Origin of the sequence: Streptomyces sp. NPDC086549 (genome assembly GCF_044746205.1) — a bacterium.
GTDB lineage: Bacteria > Actinomycetota > Actinomycetes > Streptomycetales > Streptomycetaceae > Streptomyces.
Window position 1 is genome coordinate 616,675 of record NZ_JBIVBS010000003.1, and the last position, 24,235, is coordinate 640,909.

Consider the following 24,235-nt stretch of genomic DNA (forward strand, 5'->3'; position numbering starts at 1 on the left):
GCAAAGGGCTTGCGCACCTTGCGCTACTCTTGCGCGCATGACGCGACGACTTGCGGAAGTGGCGAAGAAGGTCGGGGTCAGTGAGGCCACGGTCAGCCGGGTGCTCAACGGCAAGCCCGGAGTCTCCGAAGCCACCCGGCAGGCGGTGCTGTCCGCTCTCGACGTCCTCGGCTACGAACGGCCCACGCAGCTGCGCGGTGAACGCGCCCGGCTCGTGGGCCTCGTGCTGCCCGAGCTGCAGAACCCCATCTTCCCGGCGTTCGCCGAGGTGATCGGCGGCGCGCTGGCCCAGCTCGGGCTCACCCCGGTGCTGTGCACCCAGACCAAGGGCGGGGTCTCCGAGGCGGACTACGTGGCGCTGCTGCTGCAACAACAGGTCTCCGGCGTCGTCTTCGCCGGCGGCCTGTACGCCCAGGCCGACGCGCCGCACGACCACTACCGGCTGCTCGCCGACCGCAACATCCCGGTGGTGCTGGTCAACGCGTCCATCGGGCACCTCGGCTTCCCCGGCGTGTCCTGTGACGACGCGGTGGCGGTGGAGCAGGCCTGGCGGCACCTGGCCTCGCTCGGCCACGAGCGCATCGGGCTCGTGCTGGGTCCCGGCGACCACGTGCCGTCCGCGCGGAAGCTGGCCGCGGCCCGGGCGATCGCAGGGGAGCTGCCCGAGGAGTTCGTCGCGCGGGCCATGTTCTCCATCGAGGGCGGTCACGCGGCGGCCTCGCGGCTGATCGACCGGGGCGTCACGGGCATCATCTGCGCGAGCGACCCGCTCGCGCTCGGTGCGATCAGGGCCGCCCGGCGCAAGGGACTCGGCGTCCCCTCGCAGATCTCCGTCGTCGGCTACGACGACTCCGCGTTCATGAACTGCACCGAGCCCCCGCTCACCACCGTCCGCCAGCCCATCGAGGCCATGGGCAGGGCGGCCGTGGAACTGCTGAACACCCGGATCGGAGGCACCGTCGTAGCGGCCGAGGAGCTGCTGTTCGAGCCGGAACTGGTGGTGCGGGGCTCGACCGCGCAAGCCCCCCGTCCCTGAGATCCAATCCCCTGTCGAATAATTACAGATTCTGCGCGACATCTTGCGGACAGGTGTCGGCGGTGCTTGAGTGTGCGGCGCCCACCGCTCCTGCCTTGAGGGGTCCACCGATGAGAAGCACCGGGTTCCGCCGTTCCCTCGCCGCGATCGGCGTCTGTTCCTCCCTCGCCCTCGCCGCGTCCGCCTGCGGGTCGGGCGACGACGACGCGGCGAGCGGCAAGACCCGCATCACGGTCAACTGCGAGCCGCCCAAGAGCGCCAAGGTCGACCGGCAGTTCTTCGAGGAGGACATCGCCTCCTTCGAGAAGCAGAACCCGGACATCGACGTCGTCGCGCACGACGCCTTCCCCTGCCAGGACCCGAAGACCTTCGACGCCAAGCTCGCCGGCGGGCAGATGGAGGACGTCTTCTACACGTACTTCACCGACGCCCGGCATGTCGTCGGCATCAACCAGGCGGCCGATCTCACGCCGTACCTCAAGGACCTGAAGAGCTACGACACCATCCAGAAGCAGCTGCGGGACATCTACACCGTGGACGGAAAGGTCTACGGCATACCGCGTACTGGATACAGCATGGGGTTGATCTACAACCGCACACTCTTCGAGAAGGCCGGCCTCGACCCCGACAAGCCCCCGGCGACCTGGGACGAGGTCCGCGCCGACGCCAAGAAGATCGCCGCCCTCGGCAACGGCACCGTCGGATACGCCGACTACAGCGCGCAGAACCAGGGCGGCTGGCACTTCACCGCCGAGCTCTACTCGCAGGGCGGCGATGTCGTCGGGCCGGACGGCAAGAAGGCGACCATCGACACCCCCGAGGGCCACGCCGTCCTGCAGAACCTGCACGACATGCGCTGGACGGACAACTCGATGGGCAGCAAGCAGCTCCTCATCATCAACGACGTCCAGCAGATGATGGGCGCCGGCAAACTCGGCATGTACCTCTCCGCCCCGGACAACATCCCGATCCTGGTCAAGGAGAAGGGCGGCAACTACAAGGACCTCGCCCTCGCCCCCATGCCCGGCGGCAAGGGCACCCTCATCGGCGGCGACGGCTACATGTTCAGCAAGAAGGACACGCCCGCCCAGATCCGGGCCGGCCTGAAGTGGCTCGACCACATGTTCCTCACCCCCGGATCCGGCTTCCTCGGCGACTACGCCCGCGCCAAGAAGCAGGACGCGCCCGTGGGCCTGCCCGAGCCGCGCCTGTTCACCGGCGCCGCCGACGCCAAGGACCAGCAGGTCAAGAAGGCCAACGCCAATGTCCCGGTGGAGAACTACCAGGCCTTCCTCGACGGCAACCAGCAGCTCCAGATGAAGATCGAGCCGCCGGACGCCCAGCAGATCTACTCCGTCCTCGACGGCGTCGTCTCCGCCGTCCTCACCAAGAAGGACGCGGACATCGACCAGCTCCTGAAGGACGCGTCCGGCAAGGTCGACAGCATTCTGGCCCGGAGCTGACCGCCATGACGAAGACGGCCGAGCGGCGCCCGGTCGAGGAGGCCGCCGTCCACCCGGTCCAGGCGCCGCCCCCGGCAGGGGACCGGGGGCGGCGCCGCCTGGCCGACCAGGCCCGCGCCTACGGGTTCCTCCTCGGCGGCCTGATCTGCTTCGCCCTGTTCTCCTGGTACCCGGCGATCCGCGCGGTCGTCATCGCCTTCCAGAAGTACACGCCCGGATCCCCGCCCGAATGGGTCGGCACCGCCAACTTCACGCGCGTCTGGCACGACCCCGAGTTCACCGCGGCCTGGCGCAACACCCTCACCTTCACCCTGCTGGCCCTGCTGATCGGCTTCGCCGTCCCCTTCGTCCTCGCCCTCGTCCTCAACGAACTGCGGCACGCGAAGGCCTTCTTCCGGGTCGTCGTCTACCTGCCGGTGATGATCCCGCCCGTGGTCAGCGCCCTGCTGTGGAAGTGGTTCTACGACCCCGGAGCCGGCCTCGCCAACGAGGCGCTGCGCTTTTGGCACCTGCCCACCTCGAACTGGTCCAACGGCGCCGACACCGCACTGGTCTCCCTGGTGATCGTGGCGACCTGGGCCAACATGGGCGGCACCGTCCTCATCTACCTGGCCGCCCTGCAGTCCATCCCCGGCGAGCTGTACGAGGCCGCCGAACTCGACGGCGCGAACCTGCTCCAGCGCATCCGGCACGTGACGGTCCCGCAGACCCGGTTCGTCATCCTGATGCTGATGCTCCTTCAGATCATCGCCACCATGCAGGTGTTCACCGAACCCTTCGTCATCACCGGCGGGGGACCGGAGAACGCCACGGTCACCGTCCTCTACCTCATCTACAAGTACGCCTTCCTCTACAACGACTTCGGCGGTGCCTGCGCGCTCAGCGTGATGCTCCTCGTCCTGCTCGGCGCCTTCTCCGCCGTCTACCTGCGGCTCACCCGCTCCGAGGGGGACGCATGAGCACCCGGACCCTGATCTCCCCGGCCACGCTCGCCCGGCCCCGCGGCAAAGTCCTCTACTGGAGCGTGTTCACCGGCGTCGTCCTGCTCTTCGCTCTCGCCTTCCTCTTCCCGGTCTACTGGATGGTGACCGGCGCGATGAAGTCCCCGGACGAGGTCGCCCGGACCCCGCCGACGCTGATCCCGAACCACTGGCACACCAGCGGCTACACCGACGCCTGGGACCTGATGCAGCTGCCGCAGCACCTGTGGAACACGGTGGTGCAGGCGGCCGGCGCCTGGGCGTTCCAGCTGGTGTTCTGCACGGCCGCCGCCTACGCCCTGTCCAGGCTGAAACCCGCCTTCGGCAAGGTGATCCTCGGCGGCATCCTCGCCACCCTGATGGTCCCGGCCCAGGCGCTGGTCGTCCCCAAGTACCTGACCGCCGCCGACCTCCCGCTGATCCACACCAGCCTGCTCAACGACCCGCTCGGCATCTGGCTGCCGGCCGTCGCCAACGCCTTCAACCTGTACCTGCTGAAGCGGTTCTTCGACCAGCTGCCGCGCGACGTCCTGGAGGCCGCCGAGATCGACGGCGCGGGCAGGCTGCGCATCCTGTGGTCGGTCGTCCTGCCCATGTCCCGGCCAGTGCTCGGCGTCGTCTCGATCTTCGCCCTGGTCGCGGTGTGGCAGGACTTCCTGTGGCCGCTGATGATCTTCTCCGACACCGGCAAGCAGCCGATCAGCGTGGCCCTGGTCCAGCTGTCGCAGAACATCCAGCTCACCGTGCTCATCGCCGCGATGGTGATCGCCAGCATCCCGATGGTGGCGCTGTTCCTCGTCTTCCAGCGGCACATCATCGCCGGGATCAGCGCGGGCAGCACCAAGGGCTGAACCGGCCCCGAAACCACCCGACACAGAAAGGCCCGCACCGTGGGACAGCCCACCCCTGCCCGCACCGCCCGGACCGACCGCGACTGGTGGCGTTCGGCCGTCATCTACCAGGTGTACGTCCGCAGCTTCGCGGACGGCGACGGCGACGGCACCGGGGACCTCGCGGGAGTCCGCGCGCGACTGCCGTATCTCGCCGAACTCGGCGTGGACGCCCTGTGGTTCAACCCCTGGTACCTCTCGCCCATGAAGGACGGCGGCTACGACGTCGCCGACTACCGTGCCGTCGACCCGGCCTTCGGCACCCTCGCCGAGGCCGAGAAACTCATCTCCGAGGCGCGCGAGCTGGGCATCCGCACCATCGTCGACATCGTGCCCAACCACGTCTCCGACCAGCACCCCTGGTTCCGGGCGGCCCTCGCCGCCGGGCCCGGCAGCCCCGAGCGCGAGCTGTTCCACTTCCGGCCCGGACGCGGGGCCGACGGCGAACTCCCGCCCAACGACTGGCCGTCCCAGTTCGTCGGATCCACCGAACCGGTGTGGACCCGCCTGCCCGACGGCGACTGGTACCTGCACCTGTTCACCCCCGAGCAGCCAGACCTCAACTGGGCCCACCCGGCCGTCCGTCAGGAGCACGAGGACATCCTGGGCTTCTGGTTCGAACGCGGTGTCGCCGGCGTCCGCATCGACTCGGCGGCCCTGCTCGCCAAGGACCCGGAGCTGCCCGACCTGGCCACGCGACCCGAGCCGCACCCGTTCGTCGACCGCGACGAACTCCACGACATCTACCGCTCCTGGCGGGCCGTCGCCGACGCCTACGACGGCGTGTTCGTCGGCGAGGTCTGGCTTCCCGACCCGGAACGCTTCGCCCGCTACCTGCGCCCCGACGAACTCCACACCGCCTTCAACTTCTCCTTCCTGTCCTGCCCCTGGGACGCCGGACGGCTGCGCGCCGCCATCGACAGCACCCTCGCCGAGCACGCCCCCGTCGGAGCCCCGGCCACCTGGGTGCTGTGCAACCACGACGTGACGCGTACGGTCACCCGTTACGGCCGTGAGGACACCGGCTTCGACTTCGCCACCAAGGCCTTCGGCACCCCGACGGACCTGGCGCTCGGCGCCCGCCGGGCACGGGCGGCCGCGCTGCTGTCGCTGGCGCTGCCCGGGGCGGTGTACCTGTATCAGGGGGAGGAACTGGGGCTGCCGGAGGCCGAGATCCCGGTCGACCGCATACAGGATCCGATGTACTTCCGATCGCATGGTGTCGACCCGGGCCGTGACGGCTGCCGGGTGCCGCTGCCGTGGGTGGCCGACGCGCCGTATGCGGGATTCGGTTCGCGCGAGGAGCCGTGGCTGCCGCAGCCGGCCGACTGGACATCGTATGCGGTCGACCGTCAGCAGCAGAACGCCTACTCCATGCTGAGCCTCTACCGCAAGGCCATCGCCACCCGCCCGGTCTTCGGTGACGGCCCCCTGGCCTGGCTGCCCGCCCCCGAGGGTGTGCTCGCCTTCTCCCGCGCGCAGGGCGTGATCTGTGTGGTGAACCTCGCCGCCGTGCCCTCCGAACTGCCCGCGCACTCCCGGCTCCTGCTCGGCAGCGGCCCGCTGGACGATGCGGGCCGGCTGCCGCAGGACACGGCGGCCTGGCTGCTCGCCTGAGCCGCATCCGCACCTCTTGCTGTCCCACGTACCCCCACAACGAAGGGATCGGCACATGTACAACAGCACCGCCAGACATGTCAGGCGCATGTCAGCAGTGGGGGCGGTCGTCGCCCTCGGCGCCGGCATGCTCGTCGCCGTGGCCCCCGCCGCCCACGCGGCCTCGGGTGCCACACTCCCCTTCACCTCCGTCGAGGCCGAGTCGGCGAGCACCACCGGCACGAAGATCGGTCCCGACTACACGCAGGGCACCCTGGCCTCGGAGGCCTCCGGGCGGCAGGCCGTACGGCTGACCTCCGGGCAGCGGGTGGAGTTCACCGTGCCGCGTGCATCCAATGCCGTGAATGTTGCATACAGCGTCCCGGACGGTCAGTCCGGTTCGCTCAACGTGTACGTCAACGGCACCAAGATCGCCAAGACGCTCCCGGTGACCTCCAAGTACTCCTACATCGACACCGGCTGGATCCCGGGTGCGAAGACCCACCACTTCTTCGACAACGCCCGGCTGCTGCTGGGGCAGAACGTCCAGGCGGGCGACAAGATCGCCTTCGAGTCGACGGGCACGCAAGTCTCTCTCGACGTCGCGGACTTCGAGCAGGTCGCGGCGGCCGCCACCCAGCCCGCCGGATCGGTGTCCGTCGTCTCCAAGGGCGCCGACCCCAGCGGCAGCGGCGACTCCACCCAGGCCTTCCGGGACGCCATCGCGGCGGCCCAGGGCGGGGTGGTGTGGATCCCGCCGGGCGACTACCGCGTCACCTCCTCGCTGGGCGGTGTGCAGAACGTGACCCTGCAGGGTGCGGGCAGCTGGTACTCGGTCATGCACACCTCGCGGTTCATCGACCAGTCCGGCTCCTCCGGCAACGTGCACATCAAGGACTTCGCGGTGATCGGCGAGGTCACCGAGCGCGTCGACTCCAGCCCGGACAACTTCGTCAACGGCTCCCTCGGCCCGAACTCGTCCGTCTCCGGCATGTGGATCCAGCACATGAAGGTCGGGCTGTGGCTGATGGGCAACAACGACAACCTGGTGGTGGAGAACAACCGCATCCTCGACACCACCGCCGACGGCCTCAACCTCAACGGCACCGCCCGGGGCGTCCGCGTCAGCAACAACTTCCTGCGCAACCAGGGCGACGACGCGCTCGCCATGTGGTCGCTGTACTCGCCGGACACGAACTCCAGCTTCGAGAACAACACGATCTCGCAGCCCAACCTCGCCAACGGCATCGCCGTCTACGGCGGCACCGACATCACGGTGAGGAACAACCTGGTCTCCGACACCAACGCCCTCGGCAGCGGTATCGCGATCTCCAACCAGAAGTTCCTCGACCCCTTCAACCCGCTCGCGGGCACGATCACGGTCGACGGCAACACCCTCGTCCGCGCCGGCGCGATCAACCCCAACTGGAACCATCCGATGGGCGCCCTGCGCGTCGACTCCTACGACAGCGCGATCAACGCGACCGTCAACATCACCAACACGACGATCAACGACAGCCCGTACAGCGCCTTCGAGTTCGTCTCCGGCGGCGGACAGGGGTATCCGGTCCGCAACGTCAACGTGACCGGAGCGACCGTGCAGAACACGGGGACGGTCGTGGTCCAGGCCGAGGCCCAGGGCGCCGCCGCCTTCCGCAACGTCACCGCCACCCGAGTCGGCGCCGCGGGCATCTACAACTGCCCCTACCCGGCGAACTCGGGCTCCTTCACGCTCACCGACGGCGGCGGCAACTCCGGCTGGAGCAGCACCTGGTCGGACTGCTCCACCTGGCCCCAGCCCGGCCAGGGCAACCCGGACCCCGACCCGAACCGCAACCTCGCCAAGGGCCGGCCGGCCACCGCCACCGGCTCGCAGGACGTCTACACGCCGGGCAAGGCGGTGGACGGCGACGCCTACAGCTACTGGGAGTCCGCCAACAACGCCTTCCCGCAGTCCTGGACGGTCGACCTCGGCTCCTCCTACGCGGTCCGTCGACTCGTGCTGAAGCTGCCGCCGCCGTCGGTCTGGCAGGCCCGTACCCAGACCATGTCGGTGCTGGGCAGCGCGGACGGCTCGGCGTACTCGACGGTGCTCGCCTCGCGGGACTACCGCTTCGACCCGGCGACCGGCAACACCGTGACCGTGTCCCTGCCGTCCGGCACGAACCTGCGCTACCTGCGGCTGAACGTCACCGCCAACAACGGCTGGCCCGCGGCCCAGTTCGGTGAGGTGGAGGCGTACCTGTCTTCGTGACGTCCTGCGGGACCCCGCGCTTCGCCGCCTGGATCTGCTCGTACACATGGGTCCGCGGACCGGCGAAGCGCGGGTCCCGGATGTGTACTCTCGCCCGGGCCGGCCACCTGCCTCCGGCCGACCCGGCAGCCGGACGCGGCGGTGCGGCGCCGAGTCCGTGACACCGGCGGGAATGCCGGAAGTACCGGGCGGAGCGAGCCGTGCCCGCCCGGTCGCCTTCCTCGTGCGTATGCCTGCGGCCGTTCGCGAAGCCCCGAGGGACGGGGCGTCGGGGTCAGCTGAAGACCACGGTCCGGTTGCCGTGGATCAGGACGCGGCCCTGGCAGTGCCAGTTGACGGCGCGGGCCAGTGCCAGGCGTTCGGCGTCGCGGCCGACGGTGACGAGTCGGTCGGCACCGGCCCGGTGGTCGACCCGGATGATCTCCTGCTCGATGATCGGTCCCTCGTCCAGATCGGCGGTGACGTAGTGGGCGGTCGCGCCGACGAGCTTCACCCCGCGGCGGTGGGCCTGGTGGTACGGCTTGGCTCCGGCGAAGCTCGGCAGGAAGGAGTGGTGGATGTTGATGGCCCTGCCTTCGAGCCGCTTGCACAGGTCGTCGGAGAGCACCTGCATGTAGCGGGCGAGGACGACGAGGTCGATGTGGTGTTCCTCGACCAGAGCGAGCAGCCGGGCTTCCGCCTGCGGCTTGGTGCCGGCCGTGACGGGGACGTGCTCGAACGGCACGCCCTCGGCCGTCGCCAGCGGCTCCAGGTCGGGATGGTTGGAGGCCACCAGGACGATCTCGGCGTCCAGGGCGCCGCTGCGCCACCGGTAGAGCAGGTCGGCCAGGCAGTGGTCGAATCTGGACACCATTACCAGCACCCGCGGCTTGAGCGCGGCGTTCCTGAGCTGCCAGTCCATCCCGAACTCGGCGGCCACGGGCGCGAACGTGTCCCGCAGCCGGTCCAGGGTGACCTCGGTGCCGGGGGCGGCGAAACTCGTGCGCAGGAACACGATTCCGTGGTCGGCGTCGTCGAACTGCTGGTGCTCGGTGATGTCGCAGCCGTGCCCGAGCAGGAACGACGTCACGGCGTGCAGGATGCCGGGGCGCTCGGGGCAGCTGAGGGTGAGGATGAACTCGTTCTCCATACGAGGCTCCTCAGCGGTATTCCGTGCAGGCGTCGACCAGCCAGGCGGCCAGGTACGAGGCGAACGAGGAGCGGACGAGCAGCCAGACACCGGAGGTCCCTTCTCCTCGTTCACCTCGCACCACGAGGGTGACCGGTGCCTGTGCCAGCAGCGTGGTCAGGCAGGAGCCGACGGGAGTCACCCGCGGATCCAGGTCGACGGCGCAGCCCTGGGCCAGCACCTCGCGCACGAGGTGTCCGGACAGGGCCAGCGTGGTGCGCTGCGCCGAGACGTCGGTGACGGTGGCGAACTCGTCACCGATGGCCGAGCGCAGCCGTGCGAGGAGGTCGTCCTGCCGGCCGTCCGAAGCGACCAGCAGCCATTCGTCCGGGCCCATCCACAGGACCTTGACGTCGTCCGACAACTCGGCGCGCAGGGGGCCCGGCAGGGTGATGTCCAGGCAGGACTCGACGGCCTTCGCCGCGGCGCTGCCGGGCTGCACCCGCAGGGTGAGCTGGGTCAGGTGGGGCAGTTCCCGCACGTGCAGTCCGGTCGGCAGCTGCGCGAACTTGTCCTGCCACTCGGAGAGCGGGCTGAAGCGAGTGGGTGTCTCAACCGTCACGGCGAGCTCCCTCCTTGTCGAAGAGCACGGGGTCGGTCACGGTCACCGGGACGGTCCGGCCGTCCAGCGGGACGTAGAGGGTCTCGCCGATGCGCCGGGTTCCCGAGCGCACCAGGGCCAGGGCGAACGTCCGCTGGAGGGCGTCGCTGCGGTAGCTGGAGGTGACGTGGCCCAGCATGGGTACCGGGGGTGCCGGGATGTCGCTGGTGGCGATGATCTGGGCGCCTTCGGGGAGCAGCACGTGCTCGTCGGCCGGCAGCAGGCCCACCAGTTGCTTGCGGTCCTCGCGCCGGTTCTCCGCGCGGGTGAAGGACCGCTTGCCGACGAAGTCCGGCTTCTTCTTCGACACGACCCACGACATGCCCAGGTCCTGCGGGGTGATGGTGCCGTCGGTGTCCTGCCCGATGATCGGGTAGGCCTTCTCGGCGCGCAGCACGTGCATCGTCTCGGTGCCGTACGTCGTGAGGCCGAACCCGCTGCCGGCCGCGTGGAGGGCTTCCCACACCGTGATGCCGTACCAGGCGGGCACGTTGATCTCGTAGGCGAGCTCACCGGAGAAGCTGATCCGGCACACCCGCGCCGCCACCCCGGCGACGGTGGTGTCCTGCCAGGACATGAAGGGGAAGGCGTCGTTGCTCACGTCCAGGCCCGGGGCCACCAGGGCCAGTACGTCCCGGGAGCGGGGGCCGACCAGGGGGATCGTCACCCAGTGCTCGGTGACGGAGGTGAGGTGCACCCGCAGGTCGGGCCACTCCGTCTGCAGCCACTCCTCCATCCATTCGAGGATCTTGGCCGCGTTGCCGGTGGTCGTGGTCAGCAGGAACTCCTGCTCGGCCACCCGGATCACGGTGCCGTCGTCGATGGCCATGCCGTCCGCGCCGCACATCACGCCGTAGCGGACCCGGCCCGCCTTGAGGGTGCTCATCAGGTTCGTGTACAGCCGGTCCAGCAGTACGCCGGCGTCCGGGCCCTGCACATTGATCTTGCCGAGCGTGGAGCCGTCCATCATCGCCACGCCGGTACGGGCGGCCCGGCACTCGCGCAGTACGGCCTCCTCCATGGTCTCCCCGGCCCGCGGGTAGTACCAGGGGCGCTTCCACTGGCCGACGTTCTCGAACAGGGCGCCGTGCTCGACGTGCCAGGGGTGGATCGCGGTCACCCGGACCGGGTCGAAGAGCTCGCCGCGGTTGCGGCCCGCGAGGGCGGCGAAGGAGACCGGCACGGCGGGCGGCCGGAAGCGGGTGGTGCCGAGGTCGGCGACGTCCACCCCGAGGGCCTCGGCGACGATGCCCGAGGTCATCACGCCCGAGGTACGGCCCTGGTCGTGGGCGGTGCCGATGGTGGTGTACCGCTTGACGTGCTCCACCGACCGCAGGCCCGCCCCGGTCGCCCGCAGTACGTCGGAGACGGTCGCGTCGCGCTGGAGGTCGACGAACTGCGACGCGCCTTCCTGCCCGTCGTGACCGTCCTGGGGGCTCGGCACCCGCCAGAGCACCCGCGTCGGCGCTCCGTCCGGGAGCGGGGCGGTCGACGGCAGGGCGATCATCCGACCGGTCCTGCCGAGGGCCGACAGCGCCTGCCAGGCGGCGTCCACGCCGTCGGCGAGACAGCCGGAGAGAGTGAACGTACCGCCGGCCGCCCCTGCCGTACGGACGTTGCCGGGCGCGTCGGCGGGGACGAAGGCGCCGATTCCCGCGTCGTAGCGCAGGGTGCCGCGGGCCTGGCTGAACAGGGCCACCGCGGGGTTCCAGCCGCCGGAGACCAGCAGCAGATCGCAGTCGACGCCCTGCCGCTCGCCGAGGTTTCCCTGGTCGAAGGGGGCGACATGGGCACGGGTCACGTGCTCGATGCCGCTGGTGCCGGTGACGACATGGCCCGCGCGGATGCCGATGCCGCGTTCTGCGCAGGCGGCGCGCCAGTGCTCCGGCACCTCCTCGCGTGCGTCGACCACCGCGGCGATCCGCACGCCCGCGTCGGCCAGTTCGAGGGCGGCCGGGTAGGCGCTGTCGTTCGTGGTGAAGACGACGGCCCGCTGCCCGGGCAGGACGCCGAAGCGGTTGAGGTAGGTGCGGGCCGAGCCGGCCAGCATGATCCCGGGGCGGTCGTTGTTGTCGAAGGCGACCGGACGCTCGTAGGCGCCGGTGGCGTACACGACCTGCCGGGCGCGGATCCGCCAGATCCGCTGCCGGGAGACATGGGCGGGCGCCGCGGCACCGAGGTGGTCGGTGCGCTTCTCCAGGGCCAGGACGAGTCCGTCGTCGTAGTGGCCGAAGGCGGTGGTGCGCGAGAGGATCCGTACGTCGGGGTTGTCGGCGAGTTCGGTGAGGACCTCGTCGACCCACGTGAGAGCCGGCGCGCCGTCGATCAGTTCCCGGCTGCCGAGCAACGACCCGCCCGGCCGCGGGAGTTCGTCTACGAGGATCACTCGGGCTCCGGCACGGGCGGCTGCCAGTGCGGTGGTCAGTCCCGCCGGGCCCGCCCCGACGACCAGGAGGTCGCAGTGGGCGTGCATGGTGTCGTAGCGGGCGGTGTCCGGCTCGCCGGCCAGCCTGCCCTGGCCGGACAGACCCCGGGCGACCAGACCGTCGTACAGCTCCACCGTGGTGGCCGTGAGCATGGGCTCGGGGAAGGGGGCCTCGATCTGGACGAGCGCGTTGGGCTCTTCGGCTCCGGCGGCCAGGACACCGCGCGGGCGGCCGTACTTGATGCTGTTGGCCACGTGGTGCACGCCGTTGGCCAGCAGGGCCGAGGAGAGGGTGTCGCCGGGGTGCCCGGTGCAGGCGATGCCGTCGAAGGTGAAGGAAAGGGTGGTGTCGCGGTCGACGTGACCGTGGCCGGGGGCGCGGAACGGGGTGTTCATCGGGTGGCCTCCTGGCCCCTCGCCCGCGTCTGCGGTACGGCGGGTGCGGTGCTCGGCGGGATGGAAGGGCGCTCGGCACCGGTCTCGTAGACGGCGAGGAACTCGTGGGTGACGGTGTCGCGCACGGCGTTGAACCAGCGCCGGCAGCCGGCCGAGTGCACCCACCGTTCGGCGAACGGGCCCTTGGGGTTGTCGCGGAAGAAGACGTACTGGGCCCACTGCTCGTCGTCGAGCGCGTAGGGATCGTCGGGGTAGGCGATGTGCGCCTGACCGCCGTAGTGGAACTCGATTTCCTCGCGCTCACCGCACCAGGGGCAGGCTATGAGCTGCATGTCGATCTCCTTGGCCGGGGCGGTGGTCAGTGGGCGACGGCGGCTGCGCCGTGCTCGTCGACCAGGGCACCGGTGGTGAAGCGGTCGAGGGTGAAGGGCGCGTTGTAGGGGTGCGGTTCGCCGGTGGCGACGGTGTGCGCGAAGCACCAGCCGACGCCCGGTGTGGCCTTGAAACCGCCGGTGCCCCAGCCGCAGTTGAGGTAGAGGTCGTCGACGGGGGTCAGGCCGACGATGGGGGAGGCGTCCGGAGTGGTGTCGACGATGCCGGCCCAGGTGCGCAGCATGTGGGCGCGTGCGAACACGGGGAACAGCTCCAGGGCGGCGGCCATCTGACGCTCCAGGATGTGGAAGGCGCCGCGCTGTCCGTAGCCGTTGTAGCTGTCGATGCCGGCGCCCATGACCAGCTCGCCCTTGTGCGCCTGGGAGACGTACACATGCACGGCGTTCGACATGACCACGGTCGGGTGCACCGGCTCCAGCAGCTCGGACACCAGGGCTTGCAGCGGGTGGCTCTGCAGCGGCAGCCGCAGACCGGCCATGCCGGCCAGCACGGAGGAGTGCCCGGCCGCCGCGAGCGCGACCTTCCCGGCGGCGATGTGGCCGCGTGTGGTCTGCACGCCGCGCACCCGGCCGTCGACGATGTCGAGGCCGGTGACCTCGCAGTCCTGGATCAGGTCGATGCCGTACTCGTCGGCCCTGCGGGCGAAGCCCCAGGCCACGTAGTCGTGCTTGGCGATGCCCGCGCGCGGCTGGTAGGTGGCGCCGAGCACCGGATAGCGCACGTCGGGGGAGATGTTGACGATGGGACAGACCTTGGCGACCTCGTCCGGCTCCAGCCACTCGGCGTCGATGCCGTTGAGCTGGTTGGCGTAGACGCGGCGCTTGCTGTCACGGATGTCCTGGAGAGTGTGGGCGAGGTTGAGCACGCCGCGCTGGCTGAAGAGGATCGGGTAGTCCAGGTCCTCTTCGAGGGTCTCCCAGAGTTTGAGGGAGTGTTCGTAGATGCCTGAGCTCTCGTCCCACAGGTAGTTGGAGCGGATGATCGTGGTGTTGCGGGCCATGTTGCCGCCCGCGAGCCAGCCCTTCTCCAGCACGGCGACATTGGTGATGCCGTGGTTCTTGGCCAGGTAGTAGGCGGTGGCCAGGCCGTGTCCGCCGCCGCCGACGATGACGACGTCGTACGACCGCTTGGGGTCGGGGTTGCGCCACAGGAAGTCGGGGTGGTCGGGCAGGTCGGCGCCGGGCGTGGCCGGAGCCGAACCGCCGGGCGTGGCAGGGGTGTTGGCGCGCGGGTGCATCACTGAGCGGCCTCCTCGGCCACGAGCCGCGGGTCGGCGGGGGAGTCGGGGTAGAGCGGGAAGCGGTCGGTGAGGACCTGGACGCGTCGGCGCAGCTCGGCGGCGACCTGGTCGTCGAAGCCGGGCAGGAAGGCCGTGGCGACGATGTCGGCGACCTCCGTGAACTCCTCCGCCCCGAAGCCGCGGGCGGCCAGGGCCGGGGTGCCGATGCGGACACCGGAGCTGACCATCGGGGGACGCGGGTCGAAGGGGACGGCGTTGCGGTTGACGGTGATGCCGACCTGGTGCAGCCGGTCCTCGGCCTGCTTGCCGTCGAGTTCGGAGTGGCGCAGGTCCACCAGGACCAGGTGTACGTCGGTGCCGCCGGTCAGCACGCTGATTCCGGCCGCCTTCGTGTCCTCGGCCAGCAGCCGCTCCGCCAGGATCGCCGCCCCTTCCAGGGTGCGGGCCTGACGCTCCGCGAACTCCGGCCGGGCGGCCATCTTGAAGGCCACCGCCTTGGCCGCGATGACGTGTTCGAGGGGGCCGCCCTGCTGGCCCGGGAAGACCGAGGAGTTGATCTTCTTGGCGAGTTCGGCGGTGGACAGGATCACACCGCCGCGGGGACCGCCGAGCGTCTTGTGGGTGGTGGTGGTCACCACGTGCGCGTGCGGTACGGGGGAGGGGTGCAGGCCGGCGGCGACCAGGCCCGCGAAGTGTGCCATGTCGACCATCAGGTAGGCGTCGACCTCGTCCGCGATCCGGCGGAACTCCGCGAAGTCCAGGTGGCGGGGGTAGGCCGACCAGCCGGCCACGATCAGCTTCGGCCGGTGCTCGTGTGCGAGCTTGCGGACCTGGTCCATGTCGATGCGGTGGTCGTCCTCGCCGACCTGGTAGGCCGCCACCTTGTACAGGCGTCCGGAGAAGTTGAGCCGCATGCCGTGGGTGAGGTGGCCGCCGTGGGCCAGGTCGAGCCCCAGGATCGTGTCGCCGGGCTGCAGCAGGGCGGCCATCACGGCCGCGTTGGCCTGTGCGCCGGAGTGCGGCTGCACGTTGGCGGCGTCGGCTCCGAACAGCTCCTTGATGCGGTCGATCGCGATCTGCTCGATGGCGTCGACATGCTCGCAGCCGCCGTAGTAGCGGCGCCCGGGGTAGCCCTCGGCGTACTTGTTGGTCAGGACCGAGCCCTGGGCCTGCATGACCGCGAGCGGCGCGAAGTTCTCGCTCGCGATCATCTCCAGCGTGCCGCGCTGCCGGGCCAACTCCGCATTGATCGCCGTGGCGATCTCGGGGTCGAAGTCGTTGAGCTGAGCGCTGAGAACCGCGGAACGGGCCGCTTGCTGGTCGGGGGCGTGGGCAGTCATGAGAACTCCCTGGAGACCGACTGAAAGGCGACTGATATATCAATCTGCTGTTGCGCTACGCTAAGAGGACGGATCGGCTCGCGTCAAGGGAGGGTTTCGCGTGACTTCGTCGACCGTCGCTGGTCAGAGCGCAGCTGGTCAGGGCGCTGGAACGCTCGCCGATCAGGCCTATCGCGCCATCTCGGACCGCCTGGTGACCCTCCAGATCCGCCCCGGAGAGCCCATCAACGACGAGCGGATCGCCGCCGAACTCGGCTTCGGGCGCACTCCGGTCCGAGAGGCCCTCAAGCGCCTGGAACACGAGCGTCTGATCGTCGCCTACCCCCGGCGCGGAACGTTCGCCACTGAGGTGCAGATCGCCGACCTCGGGCACATCTCAGAGGTCCGCCGGCAGCTGGAGCCCCTCGCCGCGGGCCTGGCGGCGCAGCGCGCCGGCGAGGCCGACCGCGCCGACCTCAACCGGTTGCTGGCCCAGCTGGCGGACGCGTCCGACGCCGGCGCCGACCTGATCCGGCTCGACATGACCCTGCACCGCGCCATCTACGCCGCGACCCGCAATCCCTATCTCGAAGACACGCTGATCCGGTACGACAACCTGGCCACGCGGATCTGGTGCCTGTTCCTCGACCGGCTGCCGGGCCTCGCGGGTCATGTGCACGAGCACGGGCCCCTGCTGCGCGCCATCATCGACGGCGATGCGGAGAAGGCCGCGGCGCTGGCCGAGGGGCACGTGGAAGGGTTCGAGGCGGCGATCCGCAGCGTGATCTGAGCGGCAGGCCGCGAGCCGCGGGCGGCGTGCCGGAAGCCGCGTGCCGGAAGCCGCGTGCCGCCACACTCTCAGCCGCATGCCTGCATGCCTGCATGCCGGTTGCCGGTCGCTGCCACCCGCCCGCCGCCACGTGATTCGCCGCAGGTCCGAGCGCTGCCACGCCGTTCATCGCACGACCGCACGCTGCGCATCCCACGCCGTTCACCGCACTCCGCACGCTGTTCACCGCGCGCCGTTCGCAGAAGTCTCGTCGGCGTGACGGCCTTCCGCGGAATCCTCCGCGTCTGTCAGTGCGCTGCCGCGCGTCGTGGCTCTCCCGGTCGCAGGCGGGGCCTGCCCGCCAGCGTGGTCCACAGGTACGGGGCCACGTCGTCCTCGGAGAGCTGGGCGATCATGTAGCGGACGCAGCGTTCGATCTTCACCCGCCACAGCCGCGCCGCCTCGTTCCCGTCCGCGTTGCGCAACGCGTCGTGCACGGCGGCGTCCTCGCCCGCGATGGTGTCGCAGGCCTGGCTGTAGTCCATGTCCAGGACCGTGACGAACATCCGCAGCCGGGCGGTGAGGCGCTCGAAGGTGTGGGCGGCCTGGGGGAGGTCCGCGATACGGGCGAGGGCGTCCTGGTAGCGAAGGTCGACTTCCCGTATCCGCAGATGGTCGTTGTCGCGGGCCGCCGCGTGGACCTCCGCCAGGGCGGCCGAGGCCGGCGCGAGGTTCTCGCGGCCGAGCATGGCGATGCGGCGCATCAGAAGAGCGCCGAGGCTGGCGCGCAGGGCGTACAGGTCGAGGACATCCTTCGCGGTGACGTCCGGGATCGCGGTCGCACCGCCGGGCAGCAGATCGAGCATGCCCTCCTCGGACAACACCCGCAGGCCCGCGCGGACGACCCGGCGTGAGAGGCCGAGGTCGTGCGCGAGCGGGGCCTCCCGGACGCGGACCGGTTCGTCGTAACTGCCCTGGTCCGATGGGGTGATGAGGATCAGCAGGCCGTAGCCGGCGCCCCGCCGGTCCGCGGCCGGACGACCTGTGACCAGGTCGAGGACCCGCCCGCCCGGGAGCCTGAGCGCCCGTCACGCAAGAGGCTCGCCCCCTGCGGACGCGGACGAGGATATGACGTTACGTCACATGACGGACGGGGCAAGTGAGTTCAATCCGGGAACCTGAAGCCGACGGCGCCCCGGCCACAGCATCGCATAGGAAAACCTGAATGTTTCTCGATCTGTCGCACAGTGCCGACTGGTTGCCTTTATCTCGTCAAAACAACGGCGCGGACTTCGTGAAACCCTCATTTGCCGATGATGGGATCTCTATTTCGCCCGGGTTGGTCAGACCCGAGGGCTGAATACGTGAGAACTGTTTCCGAAAGTCCCGAGAAGCTTATCCTGAAGGGACCGGTAAGGTGCCAGAGAACAACACTCACCGCAGGTTGAAGAGCCGGTGGAAGCGGGCGGGCATAGCTTTCGCCGCGGGGACGAGCCTGCTCTTCGGCGGAATCTACGTCAGTGCCAACGCTGCGACCGTCCAGAGCGATTCCTCGTCCGGTGAATCGGCGACCACGACCGCGTCGTCCTCCGCCGTCTCGGACGTGGTCGACGCGGCCGACGCGTTCCTCGACACGCTGGACGACGACCAGCAGGCGGACGTGCTCCTCGACTTCACCGAGGCGAACGCCACTGCCTGGTCGAACCTTCCGTGCGGCTCCACCTGCCGGGTCGGGATCGAGCTCAGCAGCCTCAGCGACGAGCAGCTGACCGCGGCCAAGGCCGTACTGGAGGCGGCGGCGGGCACCGGCAGCGACACCGGATACGACCAGATCAGCCAGATCCTCAAGGCCGACGACTACCTCGGCGAGACCGCCAGCGGCTACGGCAGCGGCAACTACTACCTGGCGTTCCTCGGCACCCCGAGCACGAGCGGCACGTGGCAGCTGCACTTCGGCGGTCACCACCTCGCGCTCAACCTCACCTACAAGGACGGAGAGGTCGAGGGCACCACCCCGTTCTTCATCGGAGTGGAGCCGACCAGCTGGACCGACGACGACGGCACCTCGTACGCCCCGCTGTCCGGAATGTACGACGGGATGAAGGCCATGGTCGACAGTCTGAGCGACGACGAGCTGTCGGAGGCGAAGCTCTCCGATTCGTTCAGCGACGTGCTGCTCGGCCCGGACGACGACGGAGACTTCCCGGAGACCAAGGAGGGCCTCAAGGGCAGCGAACTCACCGACGACCAGCAGGAGCTGGTCCTCAACGCCATGGAACCGTGGGTCGACGTGGCGGACGACACGACAGCCGCTTCCGTGCTGAGTACCTACAAGTCGGAGCTCGACGATACCTACATCTCGTACTCCGGCAGCACCGACCTGAGCGCCCAGGGCGACTACGTCCGCATCGACGGGCCGGGCGTGTGGATCGAGTTCGTCTGCCAGGACGGTGTGGTCTACCAGAACCAGATCCACTACCACACCGTCTACCGGGACCACAACACCGACTACGGGGGAGAGTTCTCGTTCTGATGAGCCGCCTGCCGATCTCACTGTCACATGCGCTGCGCATGGTGGCCGGGGTCGCGGTGGCGGTGACGGCGGCGCTGCTTCTGGCAGCGCCGCCTGCTGCCGCGCATCCCATGCCGCACTCGGTGCTGCTGCTCGACGTGCACGAGACGTCGGTGGCCGCCGAACTGAAGCTGCCGGTCAGCGATTTCTCCCGGGCCAGCGGTGTCGCCCTGGACGACACCACCACGACGAAGCAGCTGTCGGCGCGGACCACCGCGATCCGCCGCTACCTGGCCGCGCATCTGCACCCCACCACCCGCCAGGGCAAGGCGTGGGCCGTCACCTTCGGCGACATGGCTCTGGGCCGGGCGGAGCAGACCTCCACCGGCACCTACCGCGAACTGACCGTCCGCGCCACGCTCACACCTCCGCCCGGCGGGGACCCGCGCCGGTTCGTCCTCGACTACGACGTCATCGTCCACCAGGTCGTCACCCACACCGTCATGGTCTCCGTCCGGCAGGACTGGGCCACCGGCCGAGTGGGCGACGCGGGTCAGGACACCGCGACCGAGGTCGGCGTCATCCGCACCGACACGCGGACCATGACCGTCGCCCCCCTCACCGTCGACCTGGAGAGCGGAAGCGTCTGGAGCGGGATCCACGCCATGTTCCTGCTCGGCGCCGACCACATTCTCGAAGGCACCGATCATCTGCTGTTCCTGCTCATTCTCCTGCTGCCCGCGCCACTTCAGGCGGACGGAAGCCGCTGGCGCGGGCTGACGAGCACCCGGACCGCCATCGGGCGAATCGGCCGAACCACCCTTGCGTTCACCGTCGGGCATTCCATCGCACTCGCCCTGAGCGCTTTCGGCCGCCTCGGAATTCCGGCCCAGCCGGTCGAGGCGTTCATCGCCTTCAGTATTCTTGTCGGCGCCGCCCACGCCATTCGCCCGATTTTCCCGGGGCGTGAAGCCGCCGTCGCCGGCGTCTTCGGCCTCGGGCATGGACTGGCCTTTTCGCTCACTCTCGCCGAGATGAACCTTTCCAGCGGCCAACTGGCGCTCAGCCTCGCGGGATTCAACCTCGGCATCGAATGCATGCAGCTCCTCCTCGTGCTCCTCGCCCTGCCGAGCCTGATCTGTCTCACCCGGCTGCGCAGGCATTCCGTACTGCGCGGCGCGTGCGCGGCGCTGACCGCCGGCGCGGCCCTCGGCTGGCTGCTGGACCGTCTCGGCCTGCCCAACCCCGTCGCTCGCGCCGCGGACAGCGCCGGAACGCACACCTCCCAACTGCTCCTCGTCCTCTTCGCCACCGCCCTGCTCGCCACGCTCCGGGTGATCACCAGCCACCGTCGCGGCCAGGGCCCGGGGAAGAGCTCCGGCACAAGTCCTGTGCTCACCACCAGGCTTGAGTAGGGAGTGCCGGGCAGCCGCCGGCCACCTCGTGAGCACGGGTCTGCCCGATGCGCAGGAGAGCGGCGCCGACGACCCGGCTCGCGGAGCCGGGGCCCGCTGCCGGGGCGGCGGCGACGCCGATCCCGCGATTCACCGAAGCGCCCACTGGAACCCGTGTCCGGGCGGGCGCTTCGGTGGTCGAGGGATCGTGGACAGTGCCCGGCTCAGACGCCCACCGGCTGTGCGCTGCCGACGGCCTTCAGGACACGGCGTTCCTCGAAGGACGCGGTGACGGCCCCGATGCCGTAGACGATGCCGAACAGCCCGAAGACGGTGGCCAGCGAGACCGCGCCGATGTCCGGCCGGACGAACAGGACGAAGGCCAGCGATCGACACCAGGCCGGTCAGTATGAACAGGGCCCGCTCACCCGGCTTCTCCCCGCGCTGGAAGGCCAGGCCGACCTCCAGGGCACCCGTCGCCAGGGCATACGCGGCGATCCAGATCGTGAGGGCCATCGCGGTGATGCCGGGCCAGGCCAGCGCGACCACACCGGCGACGACCGACAGCAGGGCAAGGAGCAGCCAGCCGAAGACCGGGCCCACCCGGTCGCTGCTGAAGGCGCGCATGGTGTCCGTCGCCGCGCCCATGAACGCGTAGACGGCGAACAGGATGACGCACACGCCGATGGTGATGCCGGGCCACACTACGGCGATCACTCCGACGGCAACCGCGAGCAGACCGCGCCAGAGCAGTGCGTTGGGCGAACTGAGCATGATGATCTCCCACTTGATGAGGGTGTCGCCTCGGTCCTGACACGAAGCGAGGGATGCCGGTGGTGCCACCCGGCCCTGCCCGAGTCGTGCTGTCCACCCTGAACGCTAGGGCGGCCCACCTTGGCGGTGATGCGTCATCCGACTGCGTTCGCTACTTCATCCCATGGGGCGGACCGGGCCGTGTCCGCGTCCTGCTGAGACCATGCAGGGTGCGGTGCAGTCATGTGACGGATGCCCATGCCCGTGCCCCCGCGAGAACATCGGCGCTGTCCGCGCAGCGAGGAGGCCACATGGTCACAACAGTGCCGATTCGTCCGGGTGTCGAGGGCTGCCGGCACTGCTCGGCAGCACCGCTGCGGTCGCAGCACACTGGCCGCGCCCGAGGGCACCGCCTACGCTCTGCGGACATGGGCGAGCGCATGGGTGAGCGCATGGGTGGTCCGACCGGCGGGCGGCCGTGATCGAGGGCCGGCGCATCCACCTCGCTGCGGACGCGGTCAGCCATCTCGCTCCGGACGCCGTCGGCGCGTCGCAAGGCCCGCCGGAACCGGTGATCGACGCCCCGCCGCCGCGTCCGGTCCGCCGGGCGGCCGACCTGTGGCGGCTGCTGGTGTCCCTCGCCTCGCTCGGGGCGACGGTGCTGCCGGCGGTCGCGACGCGGGATTTCACCCGGTCCCTCCAGCAGGGGCTGCTCAGCACGGCGACCGCCCTGCCGCCGGGGCTGCGGGACGGACTCGTCGCAACCGTGCAGGTGCTCGCGGTCCTGGCGCCGGCGACCGCCCTGGCGCTGTGGGTCACCCGGCGGCGGACCGACCCGGTCCTGCGGGTCGTGCCCGCGGCGGTGCTGGGCGCACTGGCCGCATGGTCCCTCACACACCTGGCGTTGGCGCGCAGCAGGCCGGACGCGTGGCCGGAGGTACTGGCCGGCCGGGCCGGTCTGGTGCACGCGGGCTGGCCGTCGGCGGTCTACCTGGCGGCCTGCGCCGCGGCGGTCGTCGGCGCGGGTCCGTGGCTGGGGCCGCGCTGGCGGCGGGTGCTGTGGTCGCTGACCGCAGCGTGTGCCGTGCTGAGCGTCGCCGCCGCCGCGATCGTGCCGCTGGACGCCGTCGCGGCACTCGCCGTGGGAGGCGCGGCGGCGTCGGCCGTGCTGTTGCTGGGCGGGGCTCCGGCGGACCGCCCGGCGGCACAGGCGGTCGCCGATGCGCTGGCCGCCAGCGGAATCCCGGTCACCGCCCTGCACGAACTGCCCTCGGACCAGCAGCGCCCCGGCGAGGGGACCGTCTACCGCGCCGAGACCACCGTCGGTTCCCCGCTGGCGGTACGGGTGCTCGCCGCCGAGGACCACAACCGCGAGCTGTTCCACCGGCTGGCCCGGCGGACGCTGCTGCGCCACCCGGCCGACGCGACCGACCGGTCACCGCTCGGGACGGCCGAGCACGAACTGCTCATGCTCGTCTTCGCGGCCCGCACCGGCGCCCGGGTCGACGAGCCCGTGATGGCGTATCCGGTGGCCGGGGGCGGGGCGCTCGTGGCGACCGTCGAGAACGACGCCCGTGCGCTGTCCGCACTGCCGGACGAGGAAATGACCGACCAGGTCCTCATCGGGGCCTGGACGTCGGTGGCCCGCCTCCAGGAGCACCGGCTGGGCCATCGGGCACTGCGCCCGGAGCACGTACTCGTCGAGCCGGGTGGCGAGCCGCGGCTCACCGCGTTCGCGCGCGCCCAGCTCAACGCCTCGCCCGAGGTGCTCGGCAGCGACATCGCCGAACTGCTGGCCACCACCGCGATACGCGTCGGCCCCCACCGCGCCACCGCCTGCGCGCTCGCCGGCCTCGGACCGGACCTGCTGGCGACCGCCCTGCCCTACCTCCAGCCGCTCGCGCTCATCGGCCCCGCGCGGCACGAGGTCGCCCGGTACGACCAGGACCGCGCACGGGCGGCAGGGGAGGGTGCCCGGCGGCGGACGCTGCGCGCCGGCGGCCGTCCGAGCCTGCTGCATGACCTCGCCGCCGAGGTCGAAACGGCCGGCGGTGCAACGGCGGTCCGGCCGGCGCATCTCGCGCGCTTCACCTGGAAGAGCGTCCTCGGTCTGCTGGGCGCGTTCCTGGTCCTGCACCTGGTACTGCCGCGGTTGGCCAACGCTCCGGCGGCGCTCGACGCGCTGCGCGACGCCAACTGGTGGTGGGTGCTCGCGGTGCTGCCCGTGACCTTCGTCTCGCAGGTGTTCTCGACCTGCCTGCAATGGGGCACCATCCCGGACAGGCTGCCGTTCGGTCCCACGTACTGGGTGGAGTTCGCCGCCTCCTTCCTGAACCGGATCACCCCGGGCAACGTGGGCGGCATGGCCCTCAATCTGCGCTACCTGCAGAAGACGGGAATCGAGACCGGTGCCGCGACGGCCTCCGTCGGGCTGCAGAGCCTGGCCGGTGCGGTCTCCAACACCGTGGTCGCCGCAGTCTTCTTCGCCTCGGCAGGGCGGGACCACGCCGGAGTGCATCTGGACCTGCCCGCGGGCGACAACGTGCTGTGGGCCATCGCCCTGACCCTCGCCGCGGGAGGCCTGCTCGCCCTTACCCGCCCCGGCCGGCGCTTCCTGAGCGAGAAGGTGTGGCCGTTTCTGCGCGCGGCCGGATCGACCGTCGCCGGGATCGCTTCCCAGCCGGCCAAACTCGTCGTGGGCGTCACCGGCGCGCTCGGCCTGCCCCTGATCCAGATCGTCGGCATGGCGCTGAGCGTCCACGCGTTCGGCGGCGGCCTGCCCTTCGTCCAGGTCGGCGCCGCGTACATGGCGGCCCGCCTGATCGCCAGTGCGGCTCCCGTGCCGGGCGGTCTCGGCGCCCTGGAGGCCGGCCTCATCGCCGGTCTGACCGCGCTGGGCATGGCGGCCGGGCCGGCCACGTCGGCCGTCCTCGTCTACCGGCTCCTCACGTACTGGCTCAACGTCCCCATCGGCGCCGTGGCCCTGGGCGACGTGCAACGCCGGAACTACGTCTGAAGGCACTCCGGCGCCACGGGGCCCTCCTGT

18 protein-coding genes are annotated in these 24,235 nt (G+C 70.4%); 10 read left to right on the forward strand and 8 right to left on the reverse strand.

Annotated features, from left to right (window positions below):
* Window positions 1-37 precede the first annotated feature (37 nt).
* The 6 genes from ACIPSA_RS13710 to ACIPSA_RS13735 all read left to right on the forward strand — a co-directional run bounded on the left by ACIPSA_RS13710 (window position 38) and on the right by ACIPSA_RS13735 (window position 8,219).
* Window positions 38-1,036, forward strand: a complete 999-nt coding sequence (locus tag ACIPSA_RS13710) for a LacI family DNA-binding transcriptional regulator (RefSeq protein ID WP_402633192.1) — start codon at window positions 38-40, stop codon at window positions 1,034-1,036.
* Between the two features lie 110 nt (window positions 1,037-1,146).
* A complete protein-coding gene (locus ACIPSA_RS13715) occupies window positions 1,147-2,499 on the forward strand; it encodes an ABC transporter substrate-binding protein (RefSeq protein ID WP_402633195.1) in 1,353 nt (450 codons plus the stop codon).
* Between the two features lie 5 nt (window positions 2,500-2,504).
* Window positions 2,505-3,458, forward strand: a complete 954-nt coding sequence (locus ACIPSA_RS13720; protein ID WP_402633198.1) for a carbohydrate ABC transporter permease — start codon at window positions 2,505-2,507, stop codon at window positions 3,456-3,458.
* Window positions 3,455-4,330: a carbohydrate ABC transporter permease gene (locus ACIPSA_RS13725; protein ID WP_402633201.1), complete on the forward strand. Its 876-nt coding sequence runs from the start codon at window positions 3,455-3,457 to the stop codon at window positions 4,328-4,330. The genes ACIPSA_RS13720 and ACIPSA_RS13725 overlap by 4 nt, the downstream gene beginning before the upstream one ends.
* Before the next feature lie 39 nt (window positions 4,331-4,369).
* On the forward strand, window positions 4,370-5,986 hold the full coding sequence (locus ACIPSA_RS13730; RefSeq protein ID WP_402633205.1) for a glycoside hydrolase family 13 protein: 1,617 nt from the start codon (window positions 4,370-4,372) through the stop codon (window positions 5,984-5,986).
* 55 nt (window positions 5,987-6,041) lie between these two features.
* Entirely contained in the window at window positions 6,042-8,219 is a 2,178-nt protein-coding gene (locus tag ACIPSA_RS13735) for a discoidin domain-containing protein (protein WP_402633208.1), read from the forward strand.
* 274 nt (window positions 8,220-8,493) lie between these two features.
* On the opposite strand, the gene purU is transcribed toward ACIPSA_RS13735, so the two are convergent.
* The 6 genes from purU to glyA are packed head-to-tail and all read right to left on the reverse strand — an operon-like array spanning window position 8,494 to window position 15,782.
* Window positions 8,494-9,348, reverse strand: a complete 855-nt coding sequence (gene purU / locus ACIPSA_RS13740; protein WP_402633211.1) for a formyltetrahydrofolate deformylase — start codon at window positions 9,346-9,348, stop codon at window positions 8,494-8,496.
* A 10-nt stretch (window positions 9,349-9,358) separates the two neighbouring features.
* The gene (locus tag ACIPSA_RS13745) at window positions 9,359-9,949 is read right to left on the reverse strand and encodes a sarcosine oxidase subunit gamma (protein WP_402633214.1); all 591 of its coding nucleotides are present in this window, start codon (window positions 9,947-9,949) and stop codon (window positions 9,359-9,361) included.
* A complete protein-coding gene (locus tag ACIPSA_RS13750) occupies window positions 9,939-12,809 on the reverse strand; it encodes a 2Fe-2S iron-sulfur cluster-binding protein (RefSeq protein WP_402633217.1) in 2,871 nt (956 codons plus the stop codon). The genes ACIPSA_RS13745 and ACIPSA_RS13750 overlap by 11 nt, the downstream gene beginning before the upstream one ends.
* Complete coding sequence (locus ACIPSA_RS13755) at window positions 12,806-13,141, reverse strand: sarcosine oxidase subunit delta (RefSeq protein ID WP_402633220.1); 336 nt, start codon at window positions 13,139-13,141, stop codon at window positions 12,806-12,808. The genes ACIPSA_RS13750 and ACIPSA_RS13755 overlap by 4 nt, the downstream gene beginning before the upstream one ends.
* Before the next feature lie 26 nt (window positions 13,142-13,167).
* Window positions 13,168-14,439 (reverse strand): sarcosine oxidase subunit beta family protein, encoded by a 1,272-nt coding sequence (locus ACIPSA_RS13760; RefSeq protein ID WP_402633223.1) that lies wholly within the window; start codon window positions 14,437-14,439, stop codon window positions 13,168-13,170.
* A complete protein-coding gene (glyA, locus tag ACIPSA_RS13765; RefSeq protein WP_402633226.1) occupies window positions 14,439-15,782 on the reverse strand; it encodes a serine hydroxymethyltransferase in 1,344 nt (447 codons plus the stop codon). The genes ACIPSA_RS13760 and glyA overlap by 1 nt, the downstream gene beginning before the upstream one ends.
* A 100-nt stretch (window positions 15,783-15,882) precedes the next feature.
* On the opposite strand from glyA, the gene ACIPSA_RS13770 reads away from it, so the two are divergent.
* Window positions 15,883-16,551 carry a GntR family transcriptional regulator gene (locus ACIPSA_RS13770; protein WP_402633229.1) on the forward strand — a complete coding sequence of 223 codons (669 nt, stop codon included), beginning with the start codon at window positions 15,883-15,885 and terminating at the stop codon, window positions 16,549-16,551.
* A 287-nt stretch (window positions 16,552-16,838) separates the two neighbouring features.
* On the opposite strand, the gene ACIPSA_RS13775 is transcribed toward ACIPSA_RS13770, so the two are convergent.
* On the reverse strand, window positions 16,839-17,396 hold the full coding sequence (locus tag ACIPSA_RS13775) for an FCD domain-containing protein (protein ID WP_402633232.1): 558 nt from the start codon (window positions 17,394-17,396) through the stop codon (window positions 16,839-16,841).
* 551 nt (window positions 17,397-17,947) lie between these two features.
* On the opposite strand from ACIPSA_RS13775, the gene ACIPSA_RS13780 reads away from it, so the two are divergent.
* Together ACIPSA_RS13780 and ACIPSA_RS13785 are read left to right on the forward strand one after the other, a co-directional pair.
* Window positions 17,948-19,063 (forward strand): DUF3500 domain-containing protein, encoded by a 1,116-nt coding sequence (locus tag ACIPSA_RS13780; RefSeq protein WP_402633235.1) that lies wholly within the window; start codon window positions 17,948-17,950, stop codon window positions 19,061-19,063.
* Complete coding sequence (locus ACIPSA_RS13785; protein WP_402633238.1) at window positions 19,063-20,457, forward strand: HupE/UreJ family protein; 1,395 nt, start codon at window positions 19,063-19,065, stop codon at window positions 20,455-20,457. The genes ACIPSA_RS13780 and ACIPSA_RS13785 overlap by 1 nt, the downstream gene beginning before the upstream one ends.
* Window positions 20,458-20,586: 129 nt before the next feature.
* On the opposite strand, the gene ACIPSA_RS13790 is transcribed toward ACIPSA_RS13785, so the two are convergent.
* A complete protein-coding gene (locus ACIPSA_RS13790; RefSeq protein WP_402633241.1) occupies window positions 20,587-21,210 on the reverse strand; it encodes an HdeD family acid-resistance protein in 624 nt (207 codons plus the stop codon).
* 457 nt (window positions 21,211-21,667) lie between these two features.
* On the opposite strand from ACIPSA_RS13790, the gene ACIPSA_RS13795 reads away from it, so the two are divergent.
* A complete protein-coding gene (locus ACIPSA_RS13795) occupies window positions 21,668-24,205 on the forward strand; it encodes a flippase-like domain-containing protein (protein WP_402633243.1) in 2,538 nt (845 codons plus the stop codon).
* Window positions 24,206-24,235 lie beyond the last annotated feature (30 nt).